We start from the raw sequence: 22890 nt of genomic DNA, 5'->3' as shown, positions 1-22890 counted from the left end.
CCACCGTCCTCAGCGCCGGGTCGATGCCGGCGGCCGCCTCCGCGATCTTCGCCGGCTGCTTCAGAAGCACTGCCCGCCCGGCGATGACCGCCCCCGCCGGTCCCTCCTCCGCACCGCCCTGATCGGGACGACGACCGCTCTGCTGGCCGTCCTGGTCGCGGCGGCGCTCCTGTTCCACGCGTCCGGCGGACGCTGGTTCATCGTGCAGACGCCCTCCATGGGCACGGCCGCCCCGGTCGGCACCCTCGTCCTCACCGAGCCGACGGCCCTCGAGGACGTCCGGGTCGGCGACGCGGTCAGCTTCCACCCCACCACCACGCCCGACGAGACCTACACCCACCGGGTCGTCGAGATCGCCGACGACGGCACGCTCCGCACCCAGGGCGACATCAACGGAGCCGTCGATCCGTGGGCCACCGGCCAGGACCAGCTCATCGGAGTCGTCACCACGGCGCTGCCGGTGCTCGGCTGGCTCGTGCGCGGCCTGCCGCTGCTGATCATCGGCGCCGTCCTCGTGCAGCTGCTCACCCGCTTCATCGCCTCGCCCACCCAGCGGGCGTCGATGCGGATCCTCGGCCTCTCGCTCGTCGCGTCCGTCACCGTCTTCGTGCTCCGCCCGCTGGTCGGCATCGTCGTCCTCGAGGCCACCGTCGACAGCGGCACGACGAACGCCACGCTCGTCTCGACGGGCGTCCTCCCCATCCGCGTGAGCGCCGAGGGCGCCGACCCCGTCGACCTGGTCTCCGGACAGGTCGGCCGCCTGCAGATCCCGGCGCACGACGGAGACGCCTACGCCCTCTCCTCCGCTCTGCACCTGCCGTTCTGGGGCTGGGTCCTCTTCGTCCTGCTCTGCGCGATCCCGGTGCTCTACACGGTCTTCGTCGGCCTCCCCGGCGAGCCGGAGCGGACCGCCGAGCGCGGCCGCCGCGCCGCCCGCGAGGAGGAGACGGCATGAGCCGGCACCGCCTCTCCGCCGCCTCACCGGCCGCGCGGCTGCGCACCCTCCTCGCCCGCCCGAGGTCTGTCGTCGCCGCCCTCGCCGCCGCCGCCCTGGCCGCCGTGCTGCTCACCGCCCCGGCCACCTCCGGCGCGTACACCGCCTCGATCCTGAACTCGACCAACACGGTCGGCAGCGCCGCCGCGTTCTTCACCTGCGACGGCGCCCTCGCCGCCGACCGCGGGGCCGCGCTCTTCTCCTACACGCTCGCGCAGCCGAGCGGATCGACGACCGCGCCCGACACGGACTCCGGCCAGTACCCGGGCACCTACCGCTCCACCGGCCTCTTCCCGACCGCGATGGTCAGCTCCGCCGCGACGCCCAAGGCCTGCCCGCGCGACGCGGGCGGCTCCTGGACGCCGAACGGCACGAACCAGTACCTGAGCACGCCGCTGGAGATCAGGAACCCCGGCACCTTCAGCACCGAGATCTGGTTCAAGACCACGAACGCGGGCGGCAAGCTCTTCAGCTTCAGCGCGGGAGCCACCGCTCCCGGCGGCCAGTACGACCGCCACACCTACATCGGCGCCGACGGCAAGCTCGTCTTCGGCGTCTACAACGGCGCCGCGCAGACCATCACGAGCACCCGCGCCGTCAACGACGGGCTCTGGCACCACGTCGTCTCCACGCTCTCGCCGACGGCGGGCATCGCGCTCTGGGTCGACGGCGTGAAGGTCGCCTCGAACAGCACGTACCGCACGGCCGAGAACACGACGGGCACCTGGAAGATCGGATACGACAGCCTGGGCGGCCAGTGGCCGAACGTCGGCTCCTCGTACTTCGGCGGGAGCCTGCGCTACGCCGCGGTGTACTCGACGGTCCTCACGCCGGAGCAGATCCAGACGCACTACACGGCAGGACGCTGAGCGAACGGCCCGGTCGGCGGCGCCTCCGCAGCCCTAGGGTGAGCGGATGACCGCCCCCGCCCTCTCGCGCCGCGCCCGCTTCCACCAGCGGTTCCTCGTGGAGGAGCGCGTGATGGCCCCGGAGGCGCGCCGCGGCCTCGACCGGGCCGGCTTCGGCCTCATCGGCGTCGGCGTCGTCCTCTTCGCGGCCTTCACCGCGCAGGTCGCGAGCGGCACCGGCCTCACCGTCCTCGATCCGGTCGTCGCCGAGTGGTTCCGCGAGAAGCGCTCCGCCGAGGGCACGGTCGTGATGGACGCGCTCGCCACCGTCTTCGGGCCGGTCTACCTGCCGGTCATCATCCTGGCGGTGCTCGTGCTCTGGTTCGTCCTCGCCCGCCATCTCTGGCGGCCGATCCTCCTGGCCGGCGGCATGCTCGTCGGGATGCTCAGCGTGCAGCTGGCCGCGCACCTCGTGATGCGGATGCGCCCGCCGGTCGAGTACATGCTGCTCGGGCCCGACGGGACCTTCTCGTTCCCCTCCGGCCACGTCACCGGCGTGAGCGACTTCTTCCTGATCACCACGTTCCTCCTCGCCTCCCGCCGCTCCTCCCGGAGCTGGATGATCGGGGGCTTCGCGCTCTCGCTCGGGATGATCGCCGGTCAGATCGTCGCCCGGCTCTACCTCGGCTACCACTGGCTGACCGACACGCTCGCCTCGGTGTCGCTCGCCCTGATCGTGCTCGGCTCGGTGATCGTGATCGACACCCGCCGGACCGCGGTCGTGCGGGGCCACGCGGACTGACCGGCGCCCCCCCTGCGGCGAGGAGCCGGCCGCGGGAGCAGGCCCTGTCGTCAGCCCCGGTCGGCCGGATCCTCCTCGGTGACGATCGGCACCGGCTCCGTCACGCCGATCGTGCTGACGATCGGGACGATCCCGGTGCGGGTGAACGGCTCCTCCGCGGGAGCCGCCGGCTCGTCGGGCAGCGGCGCGGGGTCGACCGCGGCCGGCGCCGACGGGTCGGACGCCGGGAGGCCGGGTCCGCTGCCCGGCGCCGTGGCGTCCTGCCCTGCGTCCGTCTGCCCCGCTTCTGCGCCGTCGGGGTAGAGGACGTCGGCGGCGAGGGCCTGCTCGATCCCGCGGTCCCGGCGGGTCCGGGCGCGGACCGGCGCCACCGCCCGCACGATCGGGGTGCGCAGGCGGCGGTAGGCGATCCGGCCGAGCGTGACTCCGCCGGCGAGGCCCAGCGCGATCATGCCCGCCTGGAGCAGGAGCTCGATCCCGGCGCTCGGGCCGGCGTTCGAGGTGAGGCCGAGGACGCCGCGGTAGAGGGTGAGGCCGGGCAGGAGGGGGACGATCGCGCACGCGGTCGTCACCACGGCGGGCACCCGCATCCGCTCGGCCAGCATCTCGCCGAGCAGGCCGATCGCCAGCGCCGGGAGGGCGTTGGCCATGAGCGGCGCGAAGCCCGAGGTGGTCAGCGAGTCGGAGACGAGGAACGCACCGGCGCCGGTGAGGGCGGCGATGAGCGCGGGCCGCGGCGGGGTGTGCGACGAGAGCGCCCAGGCGCCCGCCGCGACCCCGGCGCCGAGCACCTGCACGGCCGCCGGCCAGGGGCGGGCGTAGGAGTCGACCAGCACCAGCTCGACCCCGAGCGAGCGCGCGCCGTCGAGCACCACGGCGATGCCGACGACGATGCCCAGCGTCAGCAGCCCGACCTCGAGCAGTCGGCCGCCCGCGGTGATCGGGAACCCGTTGATCGCGTCGTCCGCCGCTCCCACGAACGAGAGCCCGGCGAGGAGCACGACCACGCCCGACGCGACGACGAGCGCGGGCGGCAGAACCGCCAGCTCCACGGGCAGCCGCGGCACGACCGCGAGCAGCACCACCGCCACTCCGGTCGCCAGCGCGGCGCCCGCGATCTGCTGGAAGAAGGCGGGCAGGCCCCAGCGGGCGAGCAGCTGGTTGACCAGGTCGATCGCGGCGGCCGTCGCGGCGGCGAGGAGCACGACGAGCGGGCCGCCCCCGAGCAGGAGCGCGACGCCCGCGGCCATCAGCGCGAGCGTGAGGGTGACGACTCCGCGGCGGTAGCGGTGAGGCTGGACGAGGATCGCGTCGAGCCGGTCGTGCGCGGCCTCGAACTGGTGCCGGGCCTCCTCGCGGGCCTCGGCGGAATCGACGGCGTCGGCGACCCGCACCTCCGGCGAGCCCTCGGTGATGGCGGTGACGAGCGCCGTCACGCGGGCGAGCCGCTCGTAGTCGGCGCTGCGGGAGGGGACGACGCGCAGCACGCTCACGCTGGGGGAGTCGTCGCCTCCGTCGTGCACGACCAGGATCGACGTGAAGGTGAGGTCGACCTGGCACTCGATGCCGTAGGCGCGGCACACCCGCTGGATCGTCTCGGTCACCTCGGCGGCCGCGGACCCCAGCGAGAGCAGCGTCTCGCCCAGCCGCACGGCCAGCTCGAGCACCCCGCGGACCGTCTGCTCGGCGAGGAGCGCGCGCTGCGCTCGACGGCTCACCGGGGCCGCGGGCCGCTGCCCGCCGAGCTTGCCGACGACCTGCTGCAGAAGACGAGGAGAGCGCACCGTCCAGGGTAGGCACGCGGGGGCCGGTCCGGGGACGGCTTGCGGCGGCTTTCCCGCGGATGCCCGGGCAGCAGCCCTCAGAAGCAGGCGAGCACCCGGGTCGTCAGCCAGAGGGCGGCCTCGAGCTCGGTGTGCAGCTCCCGGCCGAGGGCGAGCCAGCGCTCCTCCGCCTCGGCGCTCCTCCAGCCCTCGAACACGTCGCATCCGGCGGCCCAGAGCTCCTGCCAGCGGAGCAGCGGTCCGTGCAGGGCCTCCGGGACGCCGATCGCACCCGGGTCGTCGACCGGGCCGTCGACCGCCCAGAGCGGATACTCCGCGCAGTGGTCCGGGTACAGGCGGAGGTCGGCGAGCCGCCCCTCCCGATCGGCCCGCGCGCGGGCGAGGGTGTCCTCCTCCGTCGCGAACGGCGGGACGATCCACTCGATCTGCGTGACGGGATCGACGACTCGGCGTTCCACGGCTCCTCCTCCGCTCCTCGATGCGCGCACGACGGTAGCAGGGCCGTTCCGCGCCGCATCGGAGGGGGCCTGCCTACACTGGCGAGCGACTGCGTCCGCGAACGGGCGGGCGGGGCGAGGGGTGGGAGCGCATGAGGGTTCACGAGCGCGCGGTGCGGCACGGGCGGCTCCGGCGGCGGTCTGGGGTGCGGACAGTGGTGGTCGGGATCGCGGCGGTGGTCGGCGTCCTCGCCGTCAGCGCCACCTCGCTCGTGGCGATCGCGACGGTGAGCATCAGCCGGAACGTCGCCGACAACGCGGTCGATCTGGGCGTCGCTCCTCCCACCGGGAACGTGCAGATGGGCGCGGTCGAGGGCGGCTTCGACGTCCTGGTGGTCGGCACCGACAACGACGCCACGCAGGGCGACACGTTCGGCGTCCGCGACGACACGCTCAACGACGTCAACATCCTGCTCCACGTCTCGGCCGACCACCGCAGCGCGACGGTGATCAGCTTCCCGCGCGACCTGATCCTGGACCGTCCCGCGTGCACCGACCCCGAGACGGGCGTCGTCACCGAGGCCGCCGCCGGTGTCCCGCTCAACTCCGCGTTCCAGTACGGCGGGCTCGCCTGCGTCAATGACACCCTGCAGCAGTTCACCGGCCTGACGGTGCCCTACGCCGGCTGGGTGTCCTTCAACGGCGTCATCGAGATGAGCAACGCCGTCGGCGGCGTCCCGATCTGCCTCACGGGTCCGATCCTCGACACCGACTCGGGCCTCGACCTGCCCGCCGGCACCTCCACCGTTTCCGGGTCGATGGCCCTCTCGTTCCTCCGCAGCCGCCACGGCGTCGGCGACCAGAGCGACCTCAGCCGCATCTCGTCGCAGCAGCAGTACCTGGCCTCGCTGATGCGCACCGTCCGCTCGGCCGACACCCTCTCGAACATCCCCGCCCTCTACGGACTCGCGCAGGCGACCTCGTCGAACGTGCACCTGTCGACGTCGCTCACGAGCCCGGCGACGATGATCTCGCTCGCCCTCGCACTGAAGGACGTCGACCTCTCGAAGATGGTGTTCGTGCAGTACCCGGCGCTCGACGACCCGGACTATCCGGGCAAGGTCGTGCCGAACGCCGAGGTCGGCGCCGAGCTCATGAACCGCGTCCTCACCGACCAGCCGGTGACCCTCGCATCCGACGCTCCGGCGGAGGAGGCGCCCGCGGAGGAGGCGCCCGCGGACGGCGGCGCGGCTCCGACGGATCCCGCTCCCGTCGCCGTCGACGCTCCGGGCCAGACCGCGGCGGAGGAGACCTGCGCGGTGCCGTCCGACTGACCCGACGGGTCTCGCGACGACGAAGGCGCCCGGGCGGTGTGCCCGGGCGCCTTCGTCGTGCGCGGTGCGCGGCCGTCTACGCGCGGCGGCGGCGCACCGTCAGGGCGAGGCCACCGAGGATGCCGAAGGCGGCCAGGGCGAGCGGCGCGGTCGTCGAGACGCCGGTCGAGGCGAGGACAGGGCGGTGGCCGCCCGTCTGCGCAGCGGGTCCGGAGCCGGCCGGGTGCCCTGCAGGCCCGGCGCCGACAGGGTGCGCCGTGACCGCGGCGACCGCGGCGGAGCAGTCGGCCTCTCCGGCGATCGGGTCCTCCTCCGTCAGCGTGTAGTCGTAGGAGGTGCTCGCCACGAGACCGCTCGACGTGCCGCGGGCGATGACGCAGTAGATCTCGCTCGCCGGGTCCTGCAGCGGGTACTGGCCGAGGGAGATCAGGCTCCAGCCGAGCGCGTCGACGCCGACCTCGAGGCTCGAGCCGCCGCCCGTGAGCGTCTGGCGCGCACCCGAGGTCGAGAAGACGCCGATCGAGACGGTCTCGTCCGCGCCGAAGCCGAGGAGAGCGCCACCGCTGGTGGGCTGTCCGTCCGCCGGGGCGGGCTCGGGCGAAGCCCCCTGGGGCCAGATCCGGATCGCGGTGCGCGAGGGAACCTGCTCGAGCGACGACGTCACGGAGCGTCCGCTGGTCTCTCCCGTGGCGGTCACGGAGAAGGTGCCCAGCTGGTCCGCCATGGTGTCGGCGTCGAGCAGGACGAAGGCCTCGCCCGAGAGCGGGGTCGGCGCGGGGGGCACGAGGGCGGAGGTGCTGCCGTCGGGCGCTGTGAGCGTGACGGACACGTCCTCGCCGCGGTCGAATCCGCGGAACGAGGCGACGACGCCGTAGATCCGGAACTCTCCGACCTGGATGTCCGCACCGGCCGGGAGCACCCCGCCGTCCTCCCGGTTCTGGAAGACGACGCTCGTGTCGGGCTGCGTCACGGTCAGCTCGACGGCATCGGAGGCGACACGGGCGCCGGAGGCGTCGAGTCCCTCCGCGATGACGGAGATCGTCTCGCCGGGGAGCGGGAGATGGGGGTCCACCGCGACGCCGTCCGCGTCGGTGGGGAGCCAGTCCCGGAGGCGGAGCTCGCCGGAGGCGGTGATCACGCTGGTGGTGACGGCCTCCTCCGAGTCGCCGTCGCGGAGCACGACGACGGCGACGGTGCCGGGCTGGAAACCGGTCCCGGACACGTCCAGGCCGCCGGCCCAGCCCTCCGCCGACGGGATCGCGGAGAACGCCGAGCCCGCTTCGTAGGTGGTGCGGTCGAGGGCGATCGCCAGGGGCGACTGCGCGCTCTCGACGGGCGTGATGGTCGCAGCCGGAGTGGGCGCCGGAATCGAGGCCGGCTGCGGCGTCGCCGTGGGCTCCGGAGTCGCGGTCGGCTCCGCGGCGGGAGCCGGCTCGGCCGGTGCAGGACTCGAGGCGGCGTCCGGGACGACCTCGGTGGCCAGAGCGACGGACGGGAACGCGAGCGCCCCCAGCAGTGCCGCAGTGGTGATGACGGTGACGCCGTGGCGTCGTCGCGCAGAGCGCACGATTCCTGCTTCCTCCGAGCCGCTGATCGCGGTCGGCTTCCCCATGAGCGGGGGACGCTCGCCCCCTGTCGCTGAGTGTGTCCTATGCGGAACCTCAGCCGGTGCCGGATCCTGCAACGATCCGATCACGCCGCTCGGCGCGAGGTGACGGTCCGGTCACGGGCGCGCGCGGCGATTCCGACGGGCCGGTGGTCGTCGCTCTCCGGAGGCTCCTCAGACCGGCGGCACGACCAGCAGGACCACGCCGATCGCGGCGCTCACCGCGGCCACCACGCACCAGCGCTCCGCTCGTGTCCCTGCGGCTCCGCGCGTCCGCGCCACGGCGCCGAGCCCGATCGCGAGCACGGCGATGCCGATCTGCAGGGCCACCGTCGTCCGGATCAGCGCCCACGCCTCGAAGGCGCTCGCTCCGGTCGATCCGGTGGCGAGGAACGGCACTCCGCCGATGCCCGTCGGCACCAGCAGCAGGCCTGATCCGATCGCGAGCGCCGCGACCAGGTGGGCGAGCACGTCGTCCAGCGCGGTCCGTGGGGGCGCGCCGACCGGCCCGAGAGCGGCGGCGCCAGGCCTCATCGCGACAGTGCGGAGATGCATGGGGCGAGCGTAGGCCCGGACCGCACCCGGGCGGACCCCCTGTGGAGGCCCCTGTCCGGTGGGCATTCCGGAGGAGGATCGGCGCTGGGCGAGTAGTCGAGGGCCCCGCCCTCCGGTCGCTCGTCGACGCCGTCCGGGCGGCTCGCTTCACGCCCGTCAGTCGCTGCTCCCGGTCCAGGTCCCTTCGATCACCTGGATCAGGTCGTGCCGCTCATCGGGGCCCAGATCCGGTTCGAACTCGACGACGAGCCGGTCCGACCGGTAGACGTCCCTCGTGTTGTACACCGTCGCCTGCCGCGCGAGATCGAGGGAGTGGTAGCGGTGGATCGACGCCCCGGGCCCGTCGACGCCCTCCACGCACCCACGACGATCTCCGCAGGCCTCCCTGCTCGGAGCGGCAGCGCGCTCGAGCCCGTCCAGCTCCGCGCGGGTGACGTCCCGGATCGTGATCCTCGATCTCGAGTCGTCGAGGAGGTGACCCGCTCCGAAGACGGCGGCTCCGCCGACGACGGCCCCGACGACGAGACCCGCCGCCCCGAAGACGACGGCGGTCCGGCCGACCGTTCCCGTGGCTCTGCTCGTCGCTGTCATGGAGGTCCTCTCGTCGGCCGGCTGCTCGGGCGGACGGCGGAGTGCCACCGCATCCGGAGAACCTCCCAGCGCTCATCGGCGGAGTCAAGAGCACACACCTCGATGGCAGGAGATGTGGCGCGATCGTCGACGCAGAGGGTGCAGCAGCAGGCTCCGCATCCGCCCGGCGCCTCCGCCTCAGGCGCCGTCTCCGGCAGGATCAGGGGATGCGCCTGCAGACCCTCACCACCGGATCCGGACCACGACACGTCGGGCTGGTGCACGGTCTCGGCGGGTCGGCGGCGACCTGGGGGCCGCTCGTCGAGCGGCTCGTCGCGACCGGCCGTCACACCGTCACCGCCGTCGATCTGCGCGGGCACGGCGAGAGCCCGCGGGCCGAGTCGTACCGGATCGACGACATGGCCGCCGATCTGGTCGAGACGCTGCCGGCAGGGCTCCACAGCGTGGTCGGCCACTCGCTCGGCGGCGCGGCGCTGCAGCGCGCCGTCGCAGCGCTCGCGCCCGGCCTGGCCGTCTACCTCGATCCCGGGTTCGCCCTGGCGCTCCCGACGAGCGGCCTGGCCGGACGGCTGTTCTGGGCGGCGCCGCTCCTGTCGCTCGGCATCGCCCAGCTCGGACAGGCGCGGGCGAGCGCCGCGGTCCGCGCCGCCTACAGCCCCGAGACCCGCGCGCTCCTCGACGACGCGAAGAAGCGGTTCGACGCGCGGATGGCCGTCGGCGTGTTCCGGGACGTCGCCTTCCACCCGGTCCCGGTCGAGGCGCCGGCGGTCCCGTCGACGATCGTGCTCTCCGACCAGTCGCCGGCGGTGCTGCCGGACGCCCTGGCCGCGCGGCTCGAGCAGCGGGGCTGGCAGGTGCGCCGGCTCCCGGGCGTGCACCACGACATGCAGCTCGAGGACCCGGAGAGGACGTTCGCCGCGATCGCCGACGTGCTCTAGCCGCGAGCCCCTCCGCGGGTCGGGCGCCGGTGAGCGGGAACTACCGGCACATCCGCCCCGACGACCGCGGCCACGGGCGGCTCCGGACGGACGGACGCTCGAGCCGTCTGCGAGAGTGCTGGCATGTCCCCGCAGTCGTTGTCCGAAGCCGATCGTCGCCTCGTCGCCGCGTGGGCCGCCGACTGCGCGGAGAGGGTGCTCCCCCTCTTCGAGGCCGAGGCCCCCGACGACGTCCGGGCACGGGACGGCATCGCCCGCGCCCGAGCCTTCTCGCGGGGCGAGTCGGACGCGGCGGGGGAGATCCGGCTCCGCTTCGTCGCGGGTCGTGCGGCGCAGTCGGCGATCTCTCCGGCGGCGAAGGCTGCGGCGCGGTCGGCGGGACAGGCGTCCGGCGTCGCCCACATGGGAGCTCACGCGCTCGGCGCCGCCGCCTACGCAGTGAAGGCGGTCGGGCTGGCATCGACGCGGGAGGGCGGCGAGGCCGAGATCCGGTGGCAGCTGGGGCACATGAGCGGGCAGGTGCGGGCGGCGCTGCGGACCCTGCCGCTCCTCGGTGAGGACCCGTCCGGCCCGCTCGGTCCGGGACTCCTGACCTCGGGTGTGCTCGGATCGAGCATCCGCGCGGTTCAGGCGGCGCTCGGCGCAGCAGCCGCGGACTGATCGCCGACGCAGGCGGCGCAGCAGAGGGATCGGGCGACGGCGCGCAGGTCGTCCCCCCTCAGCGTCTTCACCCGCGTTCGCCCACCGCGGATCCGGACGCGCTGCCGTCCCAGGCGGAGAGCATGCTGAGCCGATCCGCACTGTCGCTGTCCGCGTCCGGGCAGGAGACCACCAGGACGCCCTCGCCCACCGGCAGCTTCTCGCACGGGCGTCGGTTCGCGCTCGTGCACATCCCCTCGACCAACCACTGCACCCTCGTGATCGCCGCCGAGCCGGACGGCGCGCGCTGGTCAACGAGTCCACGCAAGCCAGCGCTTCGGCTCGGTCCACACCCAGCCGCACCGAGGATCTTCGGATGAGCCGTGTGCTCATCTCGCGTCACTCGCCGATCGGCCGCCTGCCGTCGACCTCGAATCGGCGCTCCGACGGCTTCATCCACCCCGATGATCGGTCGCGTTGCCATTTCGCGGAGGAGGGGACGACGTGCTTCGCCGCACGATCAGTTCGGTGGAGACCGTCGTTCGAGCATCCACGGCCTCGCGGCCCTCGATGACCGCGACGAGTGTCCGAACGCTCACACGGCCGACCTCCATCAATTTCTGGCGGACCGTCGTCAGAGGGGGCCAGAAGGCCTCGGCCTCCTCGATGTCATCGAACCCCACGACGCTGACCCGGCCGGGCACGGGGATGTCCGCCTCGTGGTAGGCGAGGAGGACTCCTAGCGCCATCTGGTCGTTGGCGGCGAACACTGCGGTGACGTCATCCCGCTCTCTCAGCGTGACTCCGGCGCGGTACCCCGATCCGGTCGACCAGTCGCCGGCGAGGGTGGCCGGCGGTTCGATGCCGCGCTCACGCAGCGCCTCCCGCCAGGCGGCCTCCCGTCGCAGAGCCGCGAAGCTGTCGCTCGGTCCGCTGACGTGCCAGACCGTGTCGTGCCCGAGGTCGAGTAGATGCTGGGTGGCGAGCAGTGCGCCGTGCCTCTGGTCGGAGTCGACCACGGGATGGCTGGTCTCCCGGCTGGCGTCCAGGGAGACGACGGGAACGCCTGGCGGGAGGTGCACGTCCGGGTTGTCTCGGTAGTGGAACTGCTCGAGCACGATGATGATGCCGTCCAGGGCCTGGTCGGCGAGCACCGAGAAGGCGTTGCTCGTCTCGTCCCGGCTGGAGACGTCCACGGTGATGAGCGTGAGAGAGTACCCGGCCCGGTTGGCCTCTGCGGAGATCGCCTCGAGGGTTCGGCGGTTGCCGAACGAGGAGAGGGTCGAGAGCACCACGCCGATGTTCCGGTACCGGCCCGATCGGAGCGCGCGGGCCGCGCGATTGGGCCGGTAGCCGAGCTCGGTCATGCTCAGGAGGACCTTCTCCCGGGTGAAGGAGTCGACCTCGGGCGCCCCGTTCGCGACGCGCGAGACCGTCTGCTTCGACACCCCCGCCCGCTCGGCGACGTCGCTTTGAGACGGTCCCTTGTGCCTCGTCGCACCGGGACGGTGCGCCTCAGACATCCTGGTCGTCCGCGCGCACCGGGGCCGCGGGAGGAGGCGTCGCACGGGGATCCTTCTCGTTGCTCATGGCTCCATGCTAGAGTCCGGACCCGGATGGTCACGTGACCAAAAATCTCAACGACTGAGGAGCGACGATGGTGTCCCTGACGACAGCCCGACCGGTGAGCGCCCGCCGCGCCCGCCGCGACTGGCGGGGCTGGGGGTTCATCGGCCCGTTCATGCTCGTGTTCCTGGCGGTCCTGGTCGCGCCGGTGGTCTACGCGATCTACCTCAGCCTGTTCCGCCAGCAGCTGGTCGGCGGCAACGCGTTCGTGGGAGTGGAGAACTACGTCCTCCTCCTGCAGGACCCGCGCTTCTGGGAGTCGCTGGGCCGCGTCACGCTGTTCCTCGTCGTGCAGGTTCCGGTGATGCTGGTGCTCTCCCTCGTCGCCGCTCTCGCCATCGACAGCGCCCACCTCGTCGGCCGAGGCGCGTTCCGGATCCTGCTGTTCCTGCCCTACGCGGTTCCCGGCGTCGTGGCAGCACTGATCTGGGGCTTCCTCTACGGCAACCAGTTCGGCCTCACGGGCAGCGTCAACGATCTGCTCGGCGCGGAGATCCTGCAGCCGTTCAGCTCGGAGTGGGTGCTGGGCTCGATCGGCAACATCGTCACCTGGGAGTTCCTGGGCTACAACATGCTCATCTTCTACGCGGCACTGAAGGTCATCCCCGCCGACATCTACGAGGCGGCGGACCTCGACGGAGCGGGCGGCCTGCGAGTGGTGTGGAGCATCAAGCTGCCGGCCATCCGCAGCGCGGTCGTGATCGCCACCATCTTCTCGATCATCGGCAGCTTCCAGCTCTTCAACGAACCGAACCTCCTGAAAGTGCTGGCCCCCAACGTGATCTCCACCTACTTCACCCCGAACATGTACGCCTACAACCTCTCCTTCGCAGGCCAGCAGTACAACTACTCGGCCACGGTGGCGATCGTCATGGGGCTCTTGACCGCCGTTATCGCCTACATCGTGCAGCTGCGCGGACAGCGCTCCGAGGTGCGCTGAGATGACCGTCTCCTATGCACGCACCAGCCCCCGCGCTCGACGCCCGCGCCGCTCGATCCTGCTCGCCGTCATGATGGTCGTCTTCGTCGTGTACTCAGTGGTCCCGCTGGTCTGGCTCCTCATCAACGCGACCAAGAGCCAGAGCGATCTGCTCTCCACCTTCGGCCTCGGCTTCGGCGGCGAGTTCGCGCTCTTCCAGAACATCTACGAGACACTCACCTACCGCGACGGCGTGTTCCTGCAGTGGTTCGCCAACACCCTGCTCTACGTCGTCGTCGGAGCGGGCGGAGCGACACTCCTCGCCACGGTCGCCGGCTACGGACTCGCCAAGTTCGACTTCCCCGGGAAGCGGGGCGTCTTCGCCCTGATCCTCGGGGCGGTGGCGGTGCCCGGGACCGCCCTGGCCGTGCCGACCTTCCTGATGTTCAGCCAGGTGGGACTGACGAACACGCCCTGGGCGGTCATCCTGCCCTCGCTCGTGAGCCCCTTCGCGCTCTACCTCATCTGGAGCTTCGCCACCGAGGCCGTCCCGACCGAGCTGCTCGAGGCGGCACGCATGGACGGGTCGAGCGAGTTCCGCACTTTCTTCACCATCTCGCTGCGACTGCTCTCCCCGGGCATCGTCACGGTCGTCCTCCTCACCGTCGTCGCCACCTGGAACAACTACTTCCTGCCGCTCATCATGCTCAGCGAGCCGACGTGGTATCCGCTCACGGTCGGCCTCAGCCAGTGGAGCGCGCAGGCGACCGGCGTCGGAGCCCAGCCGATCTACAACCTCGTGATCACCGGCTCGCTGCTCACGATCGTCCCGATCGTCATCGCGTTCCTGTTCCTGCAGCGCTACTGGCAGTCGGGTCTGACCGCCGGAAGCGTCAAGCAGTGAACCTCCGCACCTCCTTCCTCCCCTCCCTTCCCGTACAACGAAGTCACTCGAAAGGAACTCCCATGACTCACTCCACCAGCAGGCGGCGTCTCGGCCGCTTCGGCACCCTGGCGGGCGCCGCGCTCACCCTCGGCCTGGTGCTCTCCGGCTGCTCCGCCGCCGGCGGCGCGACGAACTCGGACGCCGATGCGGCCGACCTGGACGCGGCCCTCGAAGAGGGCGGCGCCCTGACCTACTGGACATGGACTCCGTCCGCCGAGGCGCAGGTCGCCGCGTTCGAGAAGGCCTACCCGAACGTCGATGTGAACGTCGTGAACGTCGGCACCGGCACGACCGAGTACACGCAGCTGCAGAACGCGATCACCGCCGGCTCCGGCGCGCCCGACGTCGCCCAGGTCGAGTACTTCGCCATCCCGCAGTTCGCGCTGGCCGACTCCTTCGTCGACCTGACTCCGTACGGCCTCGCCGACCTCGAGGATCTGTACAGTACCGGTCCCTGGAGCTCGGTCAGCATCGGCGGCGGCCTGTACGGCCTGCCGCAGGACTCCGGCCCCATGGCCATGTTCTACAACCAGGCCGTCTTCGACCAGTACGGCATCGAGGTCCCCACTACCTGGGACGAGTACTACGCCGCCGCACAGAAGCTGCACACAGCGAACCCCGACGCCTACATCGCCGGCGACACCAGCGACCCCGGCTTCGCGACGAGCATGATCTGGCAGGCCGGCGGCCGCCCGTTCGAGGTCGCGGACGACGGCACGACGATCTCCGTCGACCTCGAGGACGAGGGCTCTCAGGCCTTCGCCGCGAACTGGTCCCGCCTGACCGAGGGCGAGCTCTTGCCGGACATCCCGAGCTGGAGCGACGAGTGGTACCGCGCACTCGGCGACGGCACCATCGCCACGCTCCTCAGCGGGGCCTGGATGCCCGGCGTGCTGGAGTCCTCCGTGCCCGAGGCCGCGGGCGACTGGCGCGCCGCAGCCCTGCCCACCGCCGACGGCGGCAGCACGGGCGGCAACTCGGAGAACGGCGGCGGCGGACAGGTCGTGCTCGAGCAGAGCGAGAACAAGGCTCTGGCCGCTGCGTTCGTGCGGTGGCTGAACTCGGACGACGAGAGCATCGACATCTTCCTCCAGTCCGGCGGCTTCCCCGCGACCGTCGCCGACCTCGAGTCGGACGAGTTCCTGGCGCAGACCCCCGAGTACTTCGGCGGGCAGGCGATCAACGAGATCCTCGTCGAAGCGTCCCGCACCGTCAGCACGGGCTGGCAGTACCTGCCCTTCCAGGTCTACGCCAACAGTGTCTTCCCGGACACCGTCGGTCAGTCCTTCGTCAACCACGAGGACATCGGCAGCGGACTGATGGACTGGCAGGACCAGCTCGTCGAGTACGGCGACCAGCAGGGCTTCTCCGTCAACAAGTGATACGGAGTCGCTGAGCGATACGAGAGCGCGGCGCGGGGCCTCCCCGCGCCGCGCTCTCCTGCGCGGTCGAGGGCGCGATCGACTGTCCCGCGACAGCCGCCGCGCTCCGCGGGACCGGAGAGGATCGGCGCGGAGCGATCAGGGCCGGTACAGGACGGCCGCTGTGCCGCGGACTCCCGGCCGCGCCTGGAACAGCGCTCCGGCGAGAGGGTGCGCGGCGGCATCGGCGGGAGAGTAGTCCTCGCGGGACGTCGTGATGAACAGGGTGTCCAGATCGGGTCCGCCGAAGGTCACGCTGGAGACCTGCGGGGCGTCGACGTGGACGACACCGATCAGCTCGCCGGAGGGGTCGTAGCGATGCACTGCCGAAGCACCCCACATCGCTACCCACAGCGCCCCCTCGTCGTCGATCGTCATGCCGTCCGGGCTCCCTGGCCGCGACGACAGATCGAGCGATCCGTCACGACGGAGGGCGGACCCCTCCGTGAGATACCGGTCGATGCGGTGGGTCGGGGTGTCGATGTAATGCATCGTGCCGCCGTCTGGGGACCAGGCCAGACCGTTGGAGATCGTGACCTCGGGGACCGCCTCCGTGACGACGCCCTGGTCGAGGGCGTAGAGGGAGCCTGCGCCCGAGCGCTTGTCCATCGCCATCGTGCCGAACCAGAACCGGCCGGCCGGATCGACCTTCCCGTCGTTCATGCGCCGGTGCACGCCGTCGCGCGGAAGGACGTCGACGACGGGGGGGACGGTGCCCTCTGGGGAGAGGGACCACAGGCCGTCCGCAGCCGCGACGAGCCAGCCGCCGCGCACGTCTCCGACGACGGCGCCCACGGGACCGTCGAAGGCGATCGGGGGGCGGAGCAGGAAGCTCGTACCCTCCGGGGTCGCGGAGCGGACGAGTCCCGCGTACTGGTCGACCCATATCAGCGTGTCGCCGCGCGGGTCCCAGAGCGGGCCCTCGGCGTGATGCGACACGGGCGGGATGCACACCGCGGCCTCCCAGTAGGCGGGGACGGCGGAGCTCATGCGCCGCCTCCCGGCGTCGCCGCGACCGCGTCGTCCGGGTGCTCCACGGGCTCCTCCAGGCGGCCCCGGGTCTGATCGACGAGCGCACGGGTGAGGCCGACCGCTGCTCCGGCGTCGCGTGCGGTGAGCGCGTCGGCGAGCCGGACGTGGATGGCCAGGGCCCGCTCGCCCTCCTCGTCGAACACCGGCACGCTGCCGGAGTAGCGCAGCCGGAGGGCGGCGAGGACGGTGTCGGAGAGCTGCGCGAGGACGGAGCTCGAGGCCGCGACGACGATCGCGGAGTGGAAGTCGAGGTCGGCCCGCGTGAACGCGGCGACGCGCCGGTCGCGGTAGGTCGCGGTCATCTCCTCGGCGGCCCGGACGATCGCGGTCAGCTGCTCCTCCGTGCCTTGGACCGCGGCGAGCTCCGCCGCCGCCGGCTCGATGATGGTGCGCAGCTGCATGAGCTCGCGGAGCTGGATCTGCGCGTCGTCCGTGTGCGACCGCCAGGCGATGACCCGCGGATCCAGGAGCTGCCAGTGCTCGCGGCCGAGGACGGTGATCCCCACCCGCTGGCGGGCGACTATCATCCCGAGCGTCTCGAGGATGCGCAGAGCCTCTCGGATCACCGACCGCGAGACGCCGTGCTCGCGGGTGAGCGTCTCGATGTTCAGCACCGTGCCCGTCGGCGGATCTCCACCGACGATGGCGGTGCCGATGGTGTCGACGAGGGAGCGTTGATGAGTCATGAGACGGGTGGGACCACTCCCTCGTAGGCGCGCTGCGGGAGCTGCGTGGCGAGCTTTCCGCCGCTCACGTCGATGAGCGTGCCCGTGATGTAGTCGGCGGCGTCGCTCGCGAGGAACACGAGCAGATCGGCGATGCTGTCGGCGGTGCCCCAGCGGCGGAGGGTCAGCGTGTCGAGCAGCCGGTCCTGAGCCGCCTGGGGCATCGTCTCGAAACCGTTCATGGCGCTCGGGATCATACCGGGAGCGTAGGCGTTGACCGTGACGCCCCACGGCCCCAGCTCGCCGGCGAGCACCCGGCTGAACTGCACGACGGCCGCCTTCGATGCGCCGTAGGCGGCCGCGCCCACCGAGGGGACGATCGCCGCGAACGAGGCCGCGTTGAGGATGCGTCCATGACCGGAGGCCTTCACATGCGGAAGCACCGCCTGCGACATCAGGAACACGCCGCCGACGTTCACGTCGAAGCAGCGGCGCCAGGCGGCCAGATCGAGATCCTCCACCCGGCCCTCGACGTTGATGCCCGCGTTGTTGACCAGGACATCGATACCGCCGAACTCCTCGGCGACGCGAGCGACGCCGCTCGCCACGGAGTCGGGCTCGGTCACGTCACCCTCGATCTGGAGGACGCCCTCGGGCGCGCCCTCCGGGAAGGCGACGTCGAACGCCGCCACCTTCGCACCCTCGAGGGCGAACCGCTCAGCGAGCGCCCGCCCGATGCCCCGGCCGCCACCCGTCACCAGGACGACCCGATCCGTGAGATCCATCAGCATGTCCTACCCCCGTCGTTCTAAAAAGTCTGCTTATTATAGATCTCATGGACGCGGAGATGCGAGTCGCCTGGGTGACAGGAGCCGGAAGCGGAGTGGGGCGCGCCTGCGCGACGGCCCTGGGGGAGCGGGGGTGGACCGTCGCCCTCTCGGGGCGCAGGGCGCCCGAGCTGTCCGAGACGGCGGGACTCGTCCGCGCCGCAGGCGGCACCGCCCTCGAGCTGCCGTTCGACGTCGCCGCGGACGACGCCCGTGAGCGCGTCGAGGCGATCGCCGCCGCGACCGGCACCGACCGCCTGGACGCCGTCATTCTCTCCGCCGGTGCCAACACCCCGCGGCGGGCGTGGGCGGACCAGTCGATGGCGGAGTTCGCGAGCGTCGTGCAGACCAACCTCCTCGGCGTCGTCCGCAGTGCCGACGCCGCACTTCCGGGACTGCGCGCCGCATCCGGCGTGATCGTCGTGGTCTCCTCGATCGCGGGCTGGCGCCCCTCGCCCGGCGCCGGAGTCGCCTACAGCGCCGGGAAGACGGCGCTCGCGCCGGTCGTCCGCACCCTCAACGACCAGGAGGCGGACTCGGGCGTCCGCGCGACACTCCTCTGCCCCGGGGACATCGACAGCGACTTCCTGCGCCAGCGGCCCGAGATCCCCGGCGCGGCGGCCCGATCGGTGATGCTCGCGCCCGCCGATATCGCCCGCTCGGCGATGTTCGTGGTCGACGCACCCCGCCACGTGCGGATCGACGAGCTCGTCATCTCCCCGCTCTCCCAGCGCTCCGCCTGATCGCGCTCGACCCGCGCTCGACCCGCGCTCGACCCCACACGACCCGCGGTCGCCGTCTTCACGGCGCCCGGACACCGACGAGAGGCTCCCATGAACCACCGATGGCTCCGCACCGGCGAGGAGCGCACCCCGCGCATCTCCTTCGGCGCCGACTACAACCCGGATCAGTGGCCGCGCGAGGTCTGGGCCGAGGACGTCCGGCTGATGCAGGAGGCCGGGGTCGACGTCGTCTCCGTCGCCATCTTCTCCTGGGCGAAGATCCAGCCCGCCCCCGACCAGTGGGACTTCGCCTGGCTCGACGAGGTCCTCGACCTGCTGCACGCCGGAGGCATCGGAGTCGATCTGGCGACGGCGACCGCCTCCCCGCCGCCCTGGCTCACGCTGGCCCACCCGGAGATCCTCCCCGTCACCGCCGACGGCAGGATCCTCTCGCCCGGGGGCCGGCAGCACTGGCGTCCCACCTCGGCGGTCTTCCGAGCGCACGCCCTCGAGCTCGTCGAGCGCATCGCCGAGCGCTACCGGGACCACCCCGCGATCGTCGCCTGGCATGTCAGCAACGAGCTCGGCTGCCACAACGCCTGGGACCACTCCGAGGACGCCACGCGGGCGTTCCGCACCTGGCTCGAGCACCGCTACACCGGCATCGACGGCCTCAACGCGGCGTGGGGGACAGCGTTCTGGTCGCAGCGCTACAGCTCGTTCGAGGAGGTGCTCACTCCGCGTCTGGTGGCGGCCCTGCCGAACCCGACCCAGCGCCTGGACTTCCTCCGTTTCTCCTCCGACGCCCTGAAGGAGTACCTCGTCGCCGAGCGCGAGGTGCTGCGGCGGATCACCCCCGACATCCCGGTCACGACCAACTTCATGATCATGGAGGGCAAGAACCACGCCGCCTACGACGACTGGGCGCGGGAGGTCGACTTCGTCTCCAACGACCACTACCGCTTCGCCGGGGAGCAGTCCTTCGACGAGCTGGCCTTCTCAGCGGCGCTGACCTCAGGCGTCGCGCAGGGATCGCCCTGGTTCCTGATGGAGCACTCGACCAGCGCGGTGAACTGGCAGCCGGTCAACCAGCCCAAGCAGCCGGGGGAGGTGGCGCGCGACGCCCTCACCCACGTCGCCTACGGCGCCGACGCCGTCTGCTACTTCCAGTGGCGGCAGTCCGTCGCCGGAGCGGAGAAGTTCCACTCCGCGATGCTGCCCCACGCAGGCGAGGACAGCCAGCTGTTCCGCGACGTCGTCCAGCTGGGGGAGCGGCTGCGCCGGCTGGACGATGTGGCGGGGAGCCGGCGCGAGGCGGCCCCGGTCGCCGTCCTGTTCGACTGGGACTCCTGGTGGGCGAGCGAGCTGGAATCGCACCCCAGCACGCTGCTGCGCTACCGACGCGAGGCGCTGGACTGGTGGCGCGCGCTCGCCGACGCGGGCGTCCGCGCGGACGTGATCACCCCGGGCACCGACCTGACCCCGTACGACGTCGTCGTCGCTCCGATGCTCTACCTCGTCTCCGGGCGGACAGGTCGCGAGCTGACCGGCTACGTCGAGGGCGGCGGGAACCTGATCACCACGTACTTCTCGGGGATCGCCGACGAGAACGACCACGTCGTCGCCAGCGGCTACCCGGGTGCTCTGCGCGACCTCCTCGGCATCCGAGTGGAGGAGTTCCACCCGCTCCTCGAGGAGGAGCACGTCCTGCTGGAGGGTGACCTGCGCGGATCCCTGTGGACCGAGGGGATCCAGCTCCGCAGTCCTGAGACGCGGGTGGTCCGCCGCTACGCGACAGGACCGCACGCGGGCGAGCCGGCGGTGACGCGGCGCGCGGCCGGAGCGGGCAGCGCCTCCTACGTCTCGACCCGTCTCCGAGGGGGTGACCTCCTCGATGTCGTCGCCGAACTTCTCGAGGCCGCCGGAGTGGCCTCCGAGCTCCCGTCGGAGATGGTCGGCGCCGTCTTCCACTCGCGGCGGACGATCGACGGCAGCGGGTTCGATTTCTACATCAACCGCACCGACCGCCGAGTCGCGCTTCCCTCTGATGAGCCGGACCTTTTCGAGCAGCGGGCTGTTCCTCCGAGGGGAGTCGCAGTGGTTCGTCGGATCGGCAGCCCACTCCGCTGACAGCGAGCCGGGCGGCGCTGCTGCTCGAAGCGCTGATCCGCTCGATCGTGCAGCGCGCGGGGGCCGTGCCGCATCGCGACCGGTCGCCGGGAGTCGGCGCGTCCTGATCGGAGGCGGGCTCACCGGTCCGGTCGTGCCGACACCCCCCCCGGACGCGAGGAAGGGCCGCCCCGAGGGACGGCCCTTCCCGCGACTCCGTCGGCCCGCGCTCCTCCAGAGGAGCCGGGCCGACGAGTGCTCAGTGCTGGCGGATCTTGTCGATCAGCTTCCCGCCGATGTCCTTGACCTTGTCGGTGATGGGGGTGCTCGACTTCGGGCGCTCGGTGACGGTGAACGGCAGGGTGATCGCCTTGCCGGTCTGGTCGCCGGTCACCGTGACGCTGTAGTCGCCGGGCGTGGCGGGCGCCTTCGCCGTGACGGTGAGGCCGCCGCCGGCGAGGTCGCGGGTCGCGGTGCGGTCCGTGAAGAGGGGCGCGGAGCCGATCAGCTGCGTGTCTCCGTTGAAGCCCTTCGCGGTGAGAGTGACGTCGGCTCCGGGGCCGAACGACGAGCCGGAGAGCTCGGCGGTGGCTCCGAAGCTCATCGAGCGGATGTCGCGGTCCACTCCGAGCGCGTTCGTGATGGTGAAGAACGTGTCGGTCTGGTCGGTGAGCCCGGCGACGTTCGCCGCGCCCGGCCCGTAGGCGGCGATGCGCAGCTGCGTTCCGGTGTGCTGCTGCGATCCGCCCTCGGCGGCCGTGCCGTACGACACCTTCATGGTGCTGCCGTCGGCGGTCTTCAGCGCGGTGCTGAGCGAGGTCGGCGGGGTGGAGTCGACGATCTGGCTGGAGTGGGCGTGGTCGGCGGTGACGATGACGAGGGTGTTCCCGTCCGCCTCGGCGAACGCGAGCGCGGCCTGGACGGCCTCGTCGAGGTCGACGGTCTCGCCGATCTGGCCGCACGCGTTCGCGGCGTGGTCCTGCTTGTCGATGCTCGCGCCCTCGACCTGGAGGAAGAAGCCCTGGTCGCCGGTGTCGAGGAGGTCGATCGCCTTCTCGGTCATGGAGCGGAGCGTCGGCTGCTCGGCCGGACGGTCGGGGTTCGCGACGCAGGTATGCGGGGCGGCGTCCGCTCCGCCGACCGTCGCCGGGGTGGGCGCGTAGCGGACGGGCAGGTTGCCGGAGTTGAACAGTCCGAGCACGGGCGCGTCCTGGTCGGCGACGGTCAGCGCGTCGAGCTGCGCGGCGGTGGCGGGAGTCGTGGCGTCCCCGAGCACCTGGAAGCCGCGCTCCGCGGCCTGCTGGAACAGCGGCTCGCCGCTCCAGTCGCCGGCGCGGGCGACCTGCGCGAAGCTGGCCGACCCTCCGCCGAGGGTCAGGTCTGCGCGGGTGTCGAGGATCTGCTCGCTGATCGAGCCGAGTCCGCCGTTCTCCAGCGCGTCGTCGCCGCAGCTCGCGCTGTCGGGTCCGTAGCAGCTGCGGGCGTCGACGTGGGCGGCCTGCACGGCCGGGGTGGCGTCCTGGATCTCGGCGGTGGTGACGTTGCCGGTCTTCAGGCCGTTCGCCTTCGCGATCTCGAGGAGGGTGTCCTTGCGCTGCTGGTCGATGTCGACCGAGATGGCGTTGTCGTAGGTCTTGGTGCCGGTGGCCCAGGCGCTGCCGGTGGCGGCGGAGTCGGGCACGTAGTCCGGGGCGCCCTTGACGGCGCCCGTCGCCGGGTCGTCCGCGCGGTAGAGCGAGTAGGTCGTGTACTGGCCGGTGATCGGCAGGGCGTCGATCCCGGGGAAGCGGCCGGCCGCTCCGTACTGGTAGTTGCGGGCGACGGTGATCTCCGAATCGCCCATGCCGTCCCCGATGAGGAGGATGACGTTCTTCGCGTCCTGCTCCTTCACCGCTGCGCGCAGCGAGTCGGAGAGGTCGGCGTCGACCGGGGAGATGCGGGCGGCTCCGCCGGTGGCGGAGAGGTCGGCGGCACCGACGGCAGTGGCGGCGCCGGGTGCGGCCAGGGCGGCGGCGCAGACCAGAGCAGCGGCCGAGAGGGCCAGAGCGGAGCGTCCGCGGTTCGCGGAGCGGAACAGTCGTGTCACGTCGTGGAC

21 protein-coding genes are annotated in these 22890 nt (G+C 72.1%); 11 read left to right on the top strand and 10 right to left on the bottom strand.

From position 1 onward, the window contains the following. The 3 genes from C5C53_RS17175 to C5C53_RS12860 form a co-directional block, all read left to right on the top strand. On the top strand, positions 1–955 hold a 955-nt coding region (locus tag C5C53_RS17175), incomplete at its 5' end, for a S26 family signal peptidase (RefSeq protein ID WP_104267721.1). Further along, the gene (locus C5C53_RS12865) at positions 952–1863 is read left to right on the top strand and encodes a LamG domain-containing protein (protein WP_104267720.1); all 912 of its coding nucleotides are present in this window, start codon (positions 952–954) and stop codon (positions 1861–1863) included. The genes C5C53_RS17175 and C5C53_RS12865, both read left to right, overlap by 4 nt. A gap of 46 nt (positions 1864–1909) precedes the next feature. Then, on the top strand, positions 1910–2644 hold the full coding sequence (locus C5C53_RS12860; RefSeq protein ID WP_104234004.1) for a phosphatase PAP2 family protein: 735 nt from the start codon (positions 1910–1912) through the stop codon (positions 2642–2644). Between the two features lie 50 nt (positions 2645–2694). Here the strand turns inward: C5C53_RS12860 and C5C53_RS12855 are convergent, their stop codons facing one another. Beyond that, positions 2695–4428: a threonine/serine exporter ThrE family protein gene (locus tag C5C53_RS12855; protein ID WP_181065667.1), complete on the bottom strand. Its 1734-nt coding sequence runs from the start codon at positions 4426–4428 to the stop codon at positions 2695–2697. A 77-nt stretch (positions 4429–4505) separates the two neighbouring features. Further along, positions 4506–4886 (bottom strand): hypothetical protein, encoded by a 381-nt coding sequence (locus C5C53_RS17170; protein WP_181127767.1) that lies wholly within the window; start codon positions 4884–4886, stop codon positions 4506–4508. Between the two features lie 194 nt (positions 4887–5080). Here C5C53_RS17170 and C5C53_RS12845 point away from each other — a divergent pair, with 194 nt between their 5' ends. Continuing rightward, a complete protein-coding gene (locus C5C53_RS12845) occupies positions 5081–6199 on the top strand; it encodes an LCP family protein (RefSeq protein WP_146084677.1) in 1119 nt (372 codons plus the stop codon). 76 nt (positions 6200–6275) lie between these two features. Here the strand turns inward: C5C53_RS12845 and C5C53_RS12840 are convergent, their stop codons facing one another. From C5C53_RS12840 to C5C53_RS12830, 3 genes are all read right to left on the bottom strand, one after another. Continuing rightward, positions 6276–7811: a hypothetical protein gene (locus tag C5C53_RS12840; RefSeq protein ID WP_104267717.1), complete on the bottom strand. Its 1536-nt coding sequence runs from the start codon at positions 7809–7811 to the stop codon at positions 6276–6278. Positions 7812–7979: 168 nt separating this feature from the next. After that, positions 7980–8360, bottom strand: a complete 381-nt coding sequence (locus tag C5C53_RS12835) for a hypothetical protein (RefSeq protein ID WP_146084676.1) — start codon at positions 8358–8360, stop codon at positions 7980–7982. 156 nt (positions 8361–8516) lie between these two features. Continuing rightward, entirely contained in the window at positions 8517–8951 is a 435-nt protein-coding gene (locus tag C5C53_RS12830) for a hypothetical protein (RefSeq protein ID WP_146084675.1), read from the bottom strand. Positions 8952–9157: 206 nt separating this feature from the next. Between C5C53_RS12830 and C5C53_RS12825 the strand changes: the two genes are divergently transcribed. Both C5C53_RS12825 and C5C53_RS12820 read left to right on the top strand, forming a co-directional pair. Further along, on the top strand, positions 9158–9889 hold the full coding sequence (locus C5C53_RS12825) for an alpha/beta fold hydrolase (RefSeq protein ID WP_104267714.1): 732 nt from the start codon (positions 9158–9160) through the stop codon (positions 9887–9889). Between the two features lie 123 nt (positions 9890–10012). Beyond that, positions 10013–10549, top strand: a complete 537-nt coding sequence (locus C5C53_RS12820) for a putative immunity protein (RefSeq protein WP_104238872.1) — start codon at positions 10013–10015, stop codon at positions 10547–10549. Positions 10550–10980: 431 nt separating this feature from the next. On the opposite strand, the gene C5C53_RS12810 is transcribed toward C5C53_RS12820, so the two are convergent. Further along, complete coding sequence (locus C5C53_RS12810; protein ID WP_104223311.1) at positions 10981–12051, bottom strand: LacI family DNA-binding transcriptional regulator; 1071 nt, start codon at positions 12049–12051, stop codon at positions 10981–10983. Between the two features lie 134 nt (positions 12052–12185). On the opposite strand from C5C53_RS12810, the gene C5C53_RS12805 reads away from it, so the two are divergent. The 3 genes from C5C53_RS12805 to C5C53_RS12795 all read left to right on the top strand — a co-directional run bounded on the left by C5C53_RS12805 (position 12186) and on the right by C5C53_RS12795 (position 15401). Then, entirely contained in the window at positions 12186–13094 is a 909-nt protein-coding gene (locus C5C53_RS12805) for a carbohydrate ABC transporter permease (protein ID WP_104223310.1), read from the top strand. A gap of 1 nt (position 13095) precedes the next feature. Next, positions 13096–13977 carry a carbohydrate ABC transporter permease gene (locus C5C53_RS12800; RefSeq protein ID WP_104223309.1) on the top strand — a complete coding sequence of 294 codons (882 nt, stop codon included), beginning with the start codon at positions 13096–13098 and terminating at the stop codon, positions 13975–13977. 62 nt (positions 13978–14039) lie between these two features. Beyond that, complete coding sequence (locus C5C53_RS12795; protein ID WP_104233995.1) at positions 14040–15401, top strand: ABC transporter substrate-binding protein; 1362 nt, start codon at positions 14040–14042, stop codon at positions 15399–15401. A gap of 138 nt (positions 15402–15539) precedes the next feature. Here C5C53_RS12795 and C5C53_RS12790 read toward each other — a convergent pair whose 3' ends face one another. Genes C5C53_RS12790 through C5C53_RS12780 form a run of 3 tightly spaced genes read right to left on the bottom strand, consistent with a single transcriptional unit; the run spans position 15540 to position 17922 of the window. Continuing rightward, positions 15540–16430, bottom strand: a complete 891-nt coding sequence (locus tag C5C53_RS12790; protein ID WP_104267712.1) for an SMP-30/gluconolactonase/LRE family protein — start codon at positions 16428–16430, stop codon at positions 15540–15542. Next, the gene (locus C5C53_RS12785; RefSeq protein WP_104223306.1) at positions 16427–17158 is read right to left on the bottom strand and encodes a FadR/GntR family transcriptional regulator; all 732 of its coding nucleotides are present in this window, start codon (positions 17156–17158) and stop codon (positions 16427–16429) included. Before C5C53_RS12785 ends, C5C53_RS12790 begins: the two co-directional genes overlap by 4 nt. Next, positions 17155–17922 carry an SDR family NAD(P)-dependent oxidoreductase gene (locus tag C5C53_RS12780; protein ID WP_308470860.1) on the bottom strand — a complete coding sequence of 256 codons (768 nt, stop codon included), beginning with the start codon at positions 17920–17922 and terminating at the stop codon, positions 17155–17157. Before C5C53_RS12780 ends, C5C53_RS12785 begins: the two co-directional genes overlap by 4 nt. Before the next feature lie 50 nt (positions 17923–17972). Between C5C53_RS12780 and C5C53_RS12775 the strand changes: the two genes are divergently transcribed. Further along, entirely contained in the window at positions 17973–18707 is a 735-nt protein-coding gene (locus C5C53_RS12775; RefSeq protein ID WP_104267711.1) for an SDR family oxidoreductase, read from the top strand. Positions 18708–18797: 90 nt separating this feature from the next. Continuing rightward, entirely contained in the window at positions 18798–20816 is a 2019-nt protein-coding gene (locus C5C53_RS12770) for a beta-galactosidase (protein WP_104267710.1), read from the top strand. Between the two features lie 238 nt (positions 20817–21054). Here C5C53_RS12770 and phoA read toward each other — a convergent pair whose 3' ends face one another. Further along, entirely contained in the window at positions 21055–22881 is a 1827-nt protein-coding gene (gene phoA / locus C5C53_RS12765) for an alkaline phosphatase (protein WP_308470984.1), read from the bottom strand. Between the last annotated feature and the right edge of the window lie 9 nt (positions 22882–22890).

It is taken from the genome of Rathayibacter sp. AY1E3 (genome assembly GCF_002932235.1).
Classification (GTDB): Bacteria; Actinomycetota; Actinomycetes; order Actinomycetales; family Microbacteriaceae; genus Rathayibacter.
The sequence above is the reverse complement of the archived record's forward strand: the minus strand, read 5'-3'. Positions and strand labels throughout refer to the sequence as shown.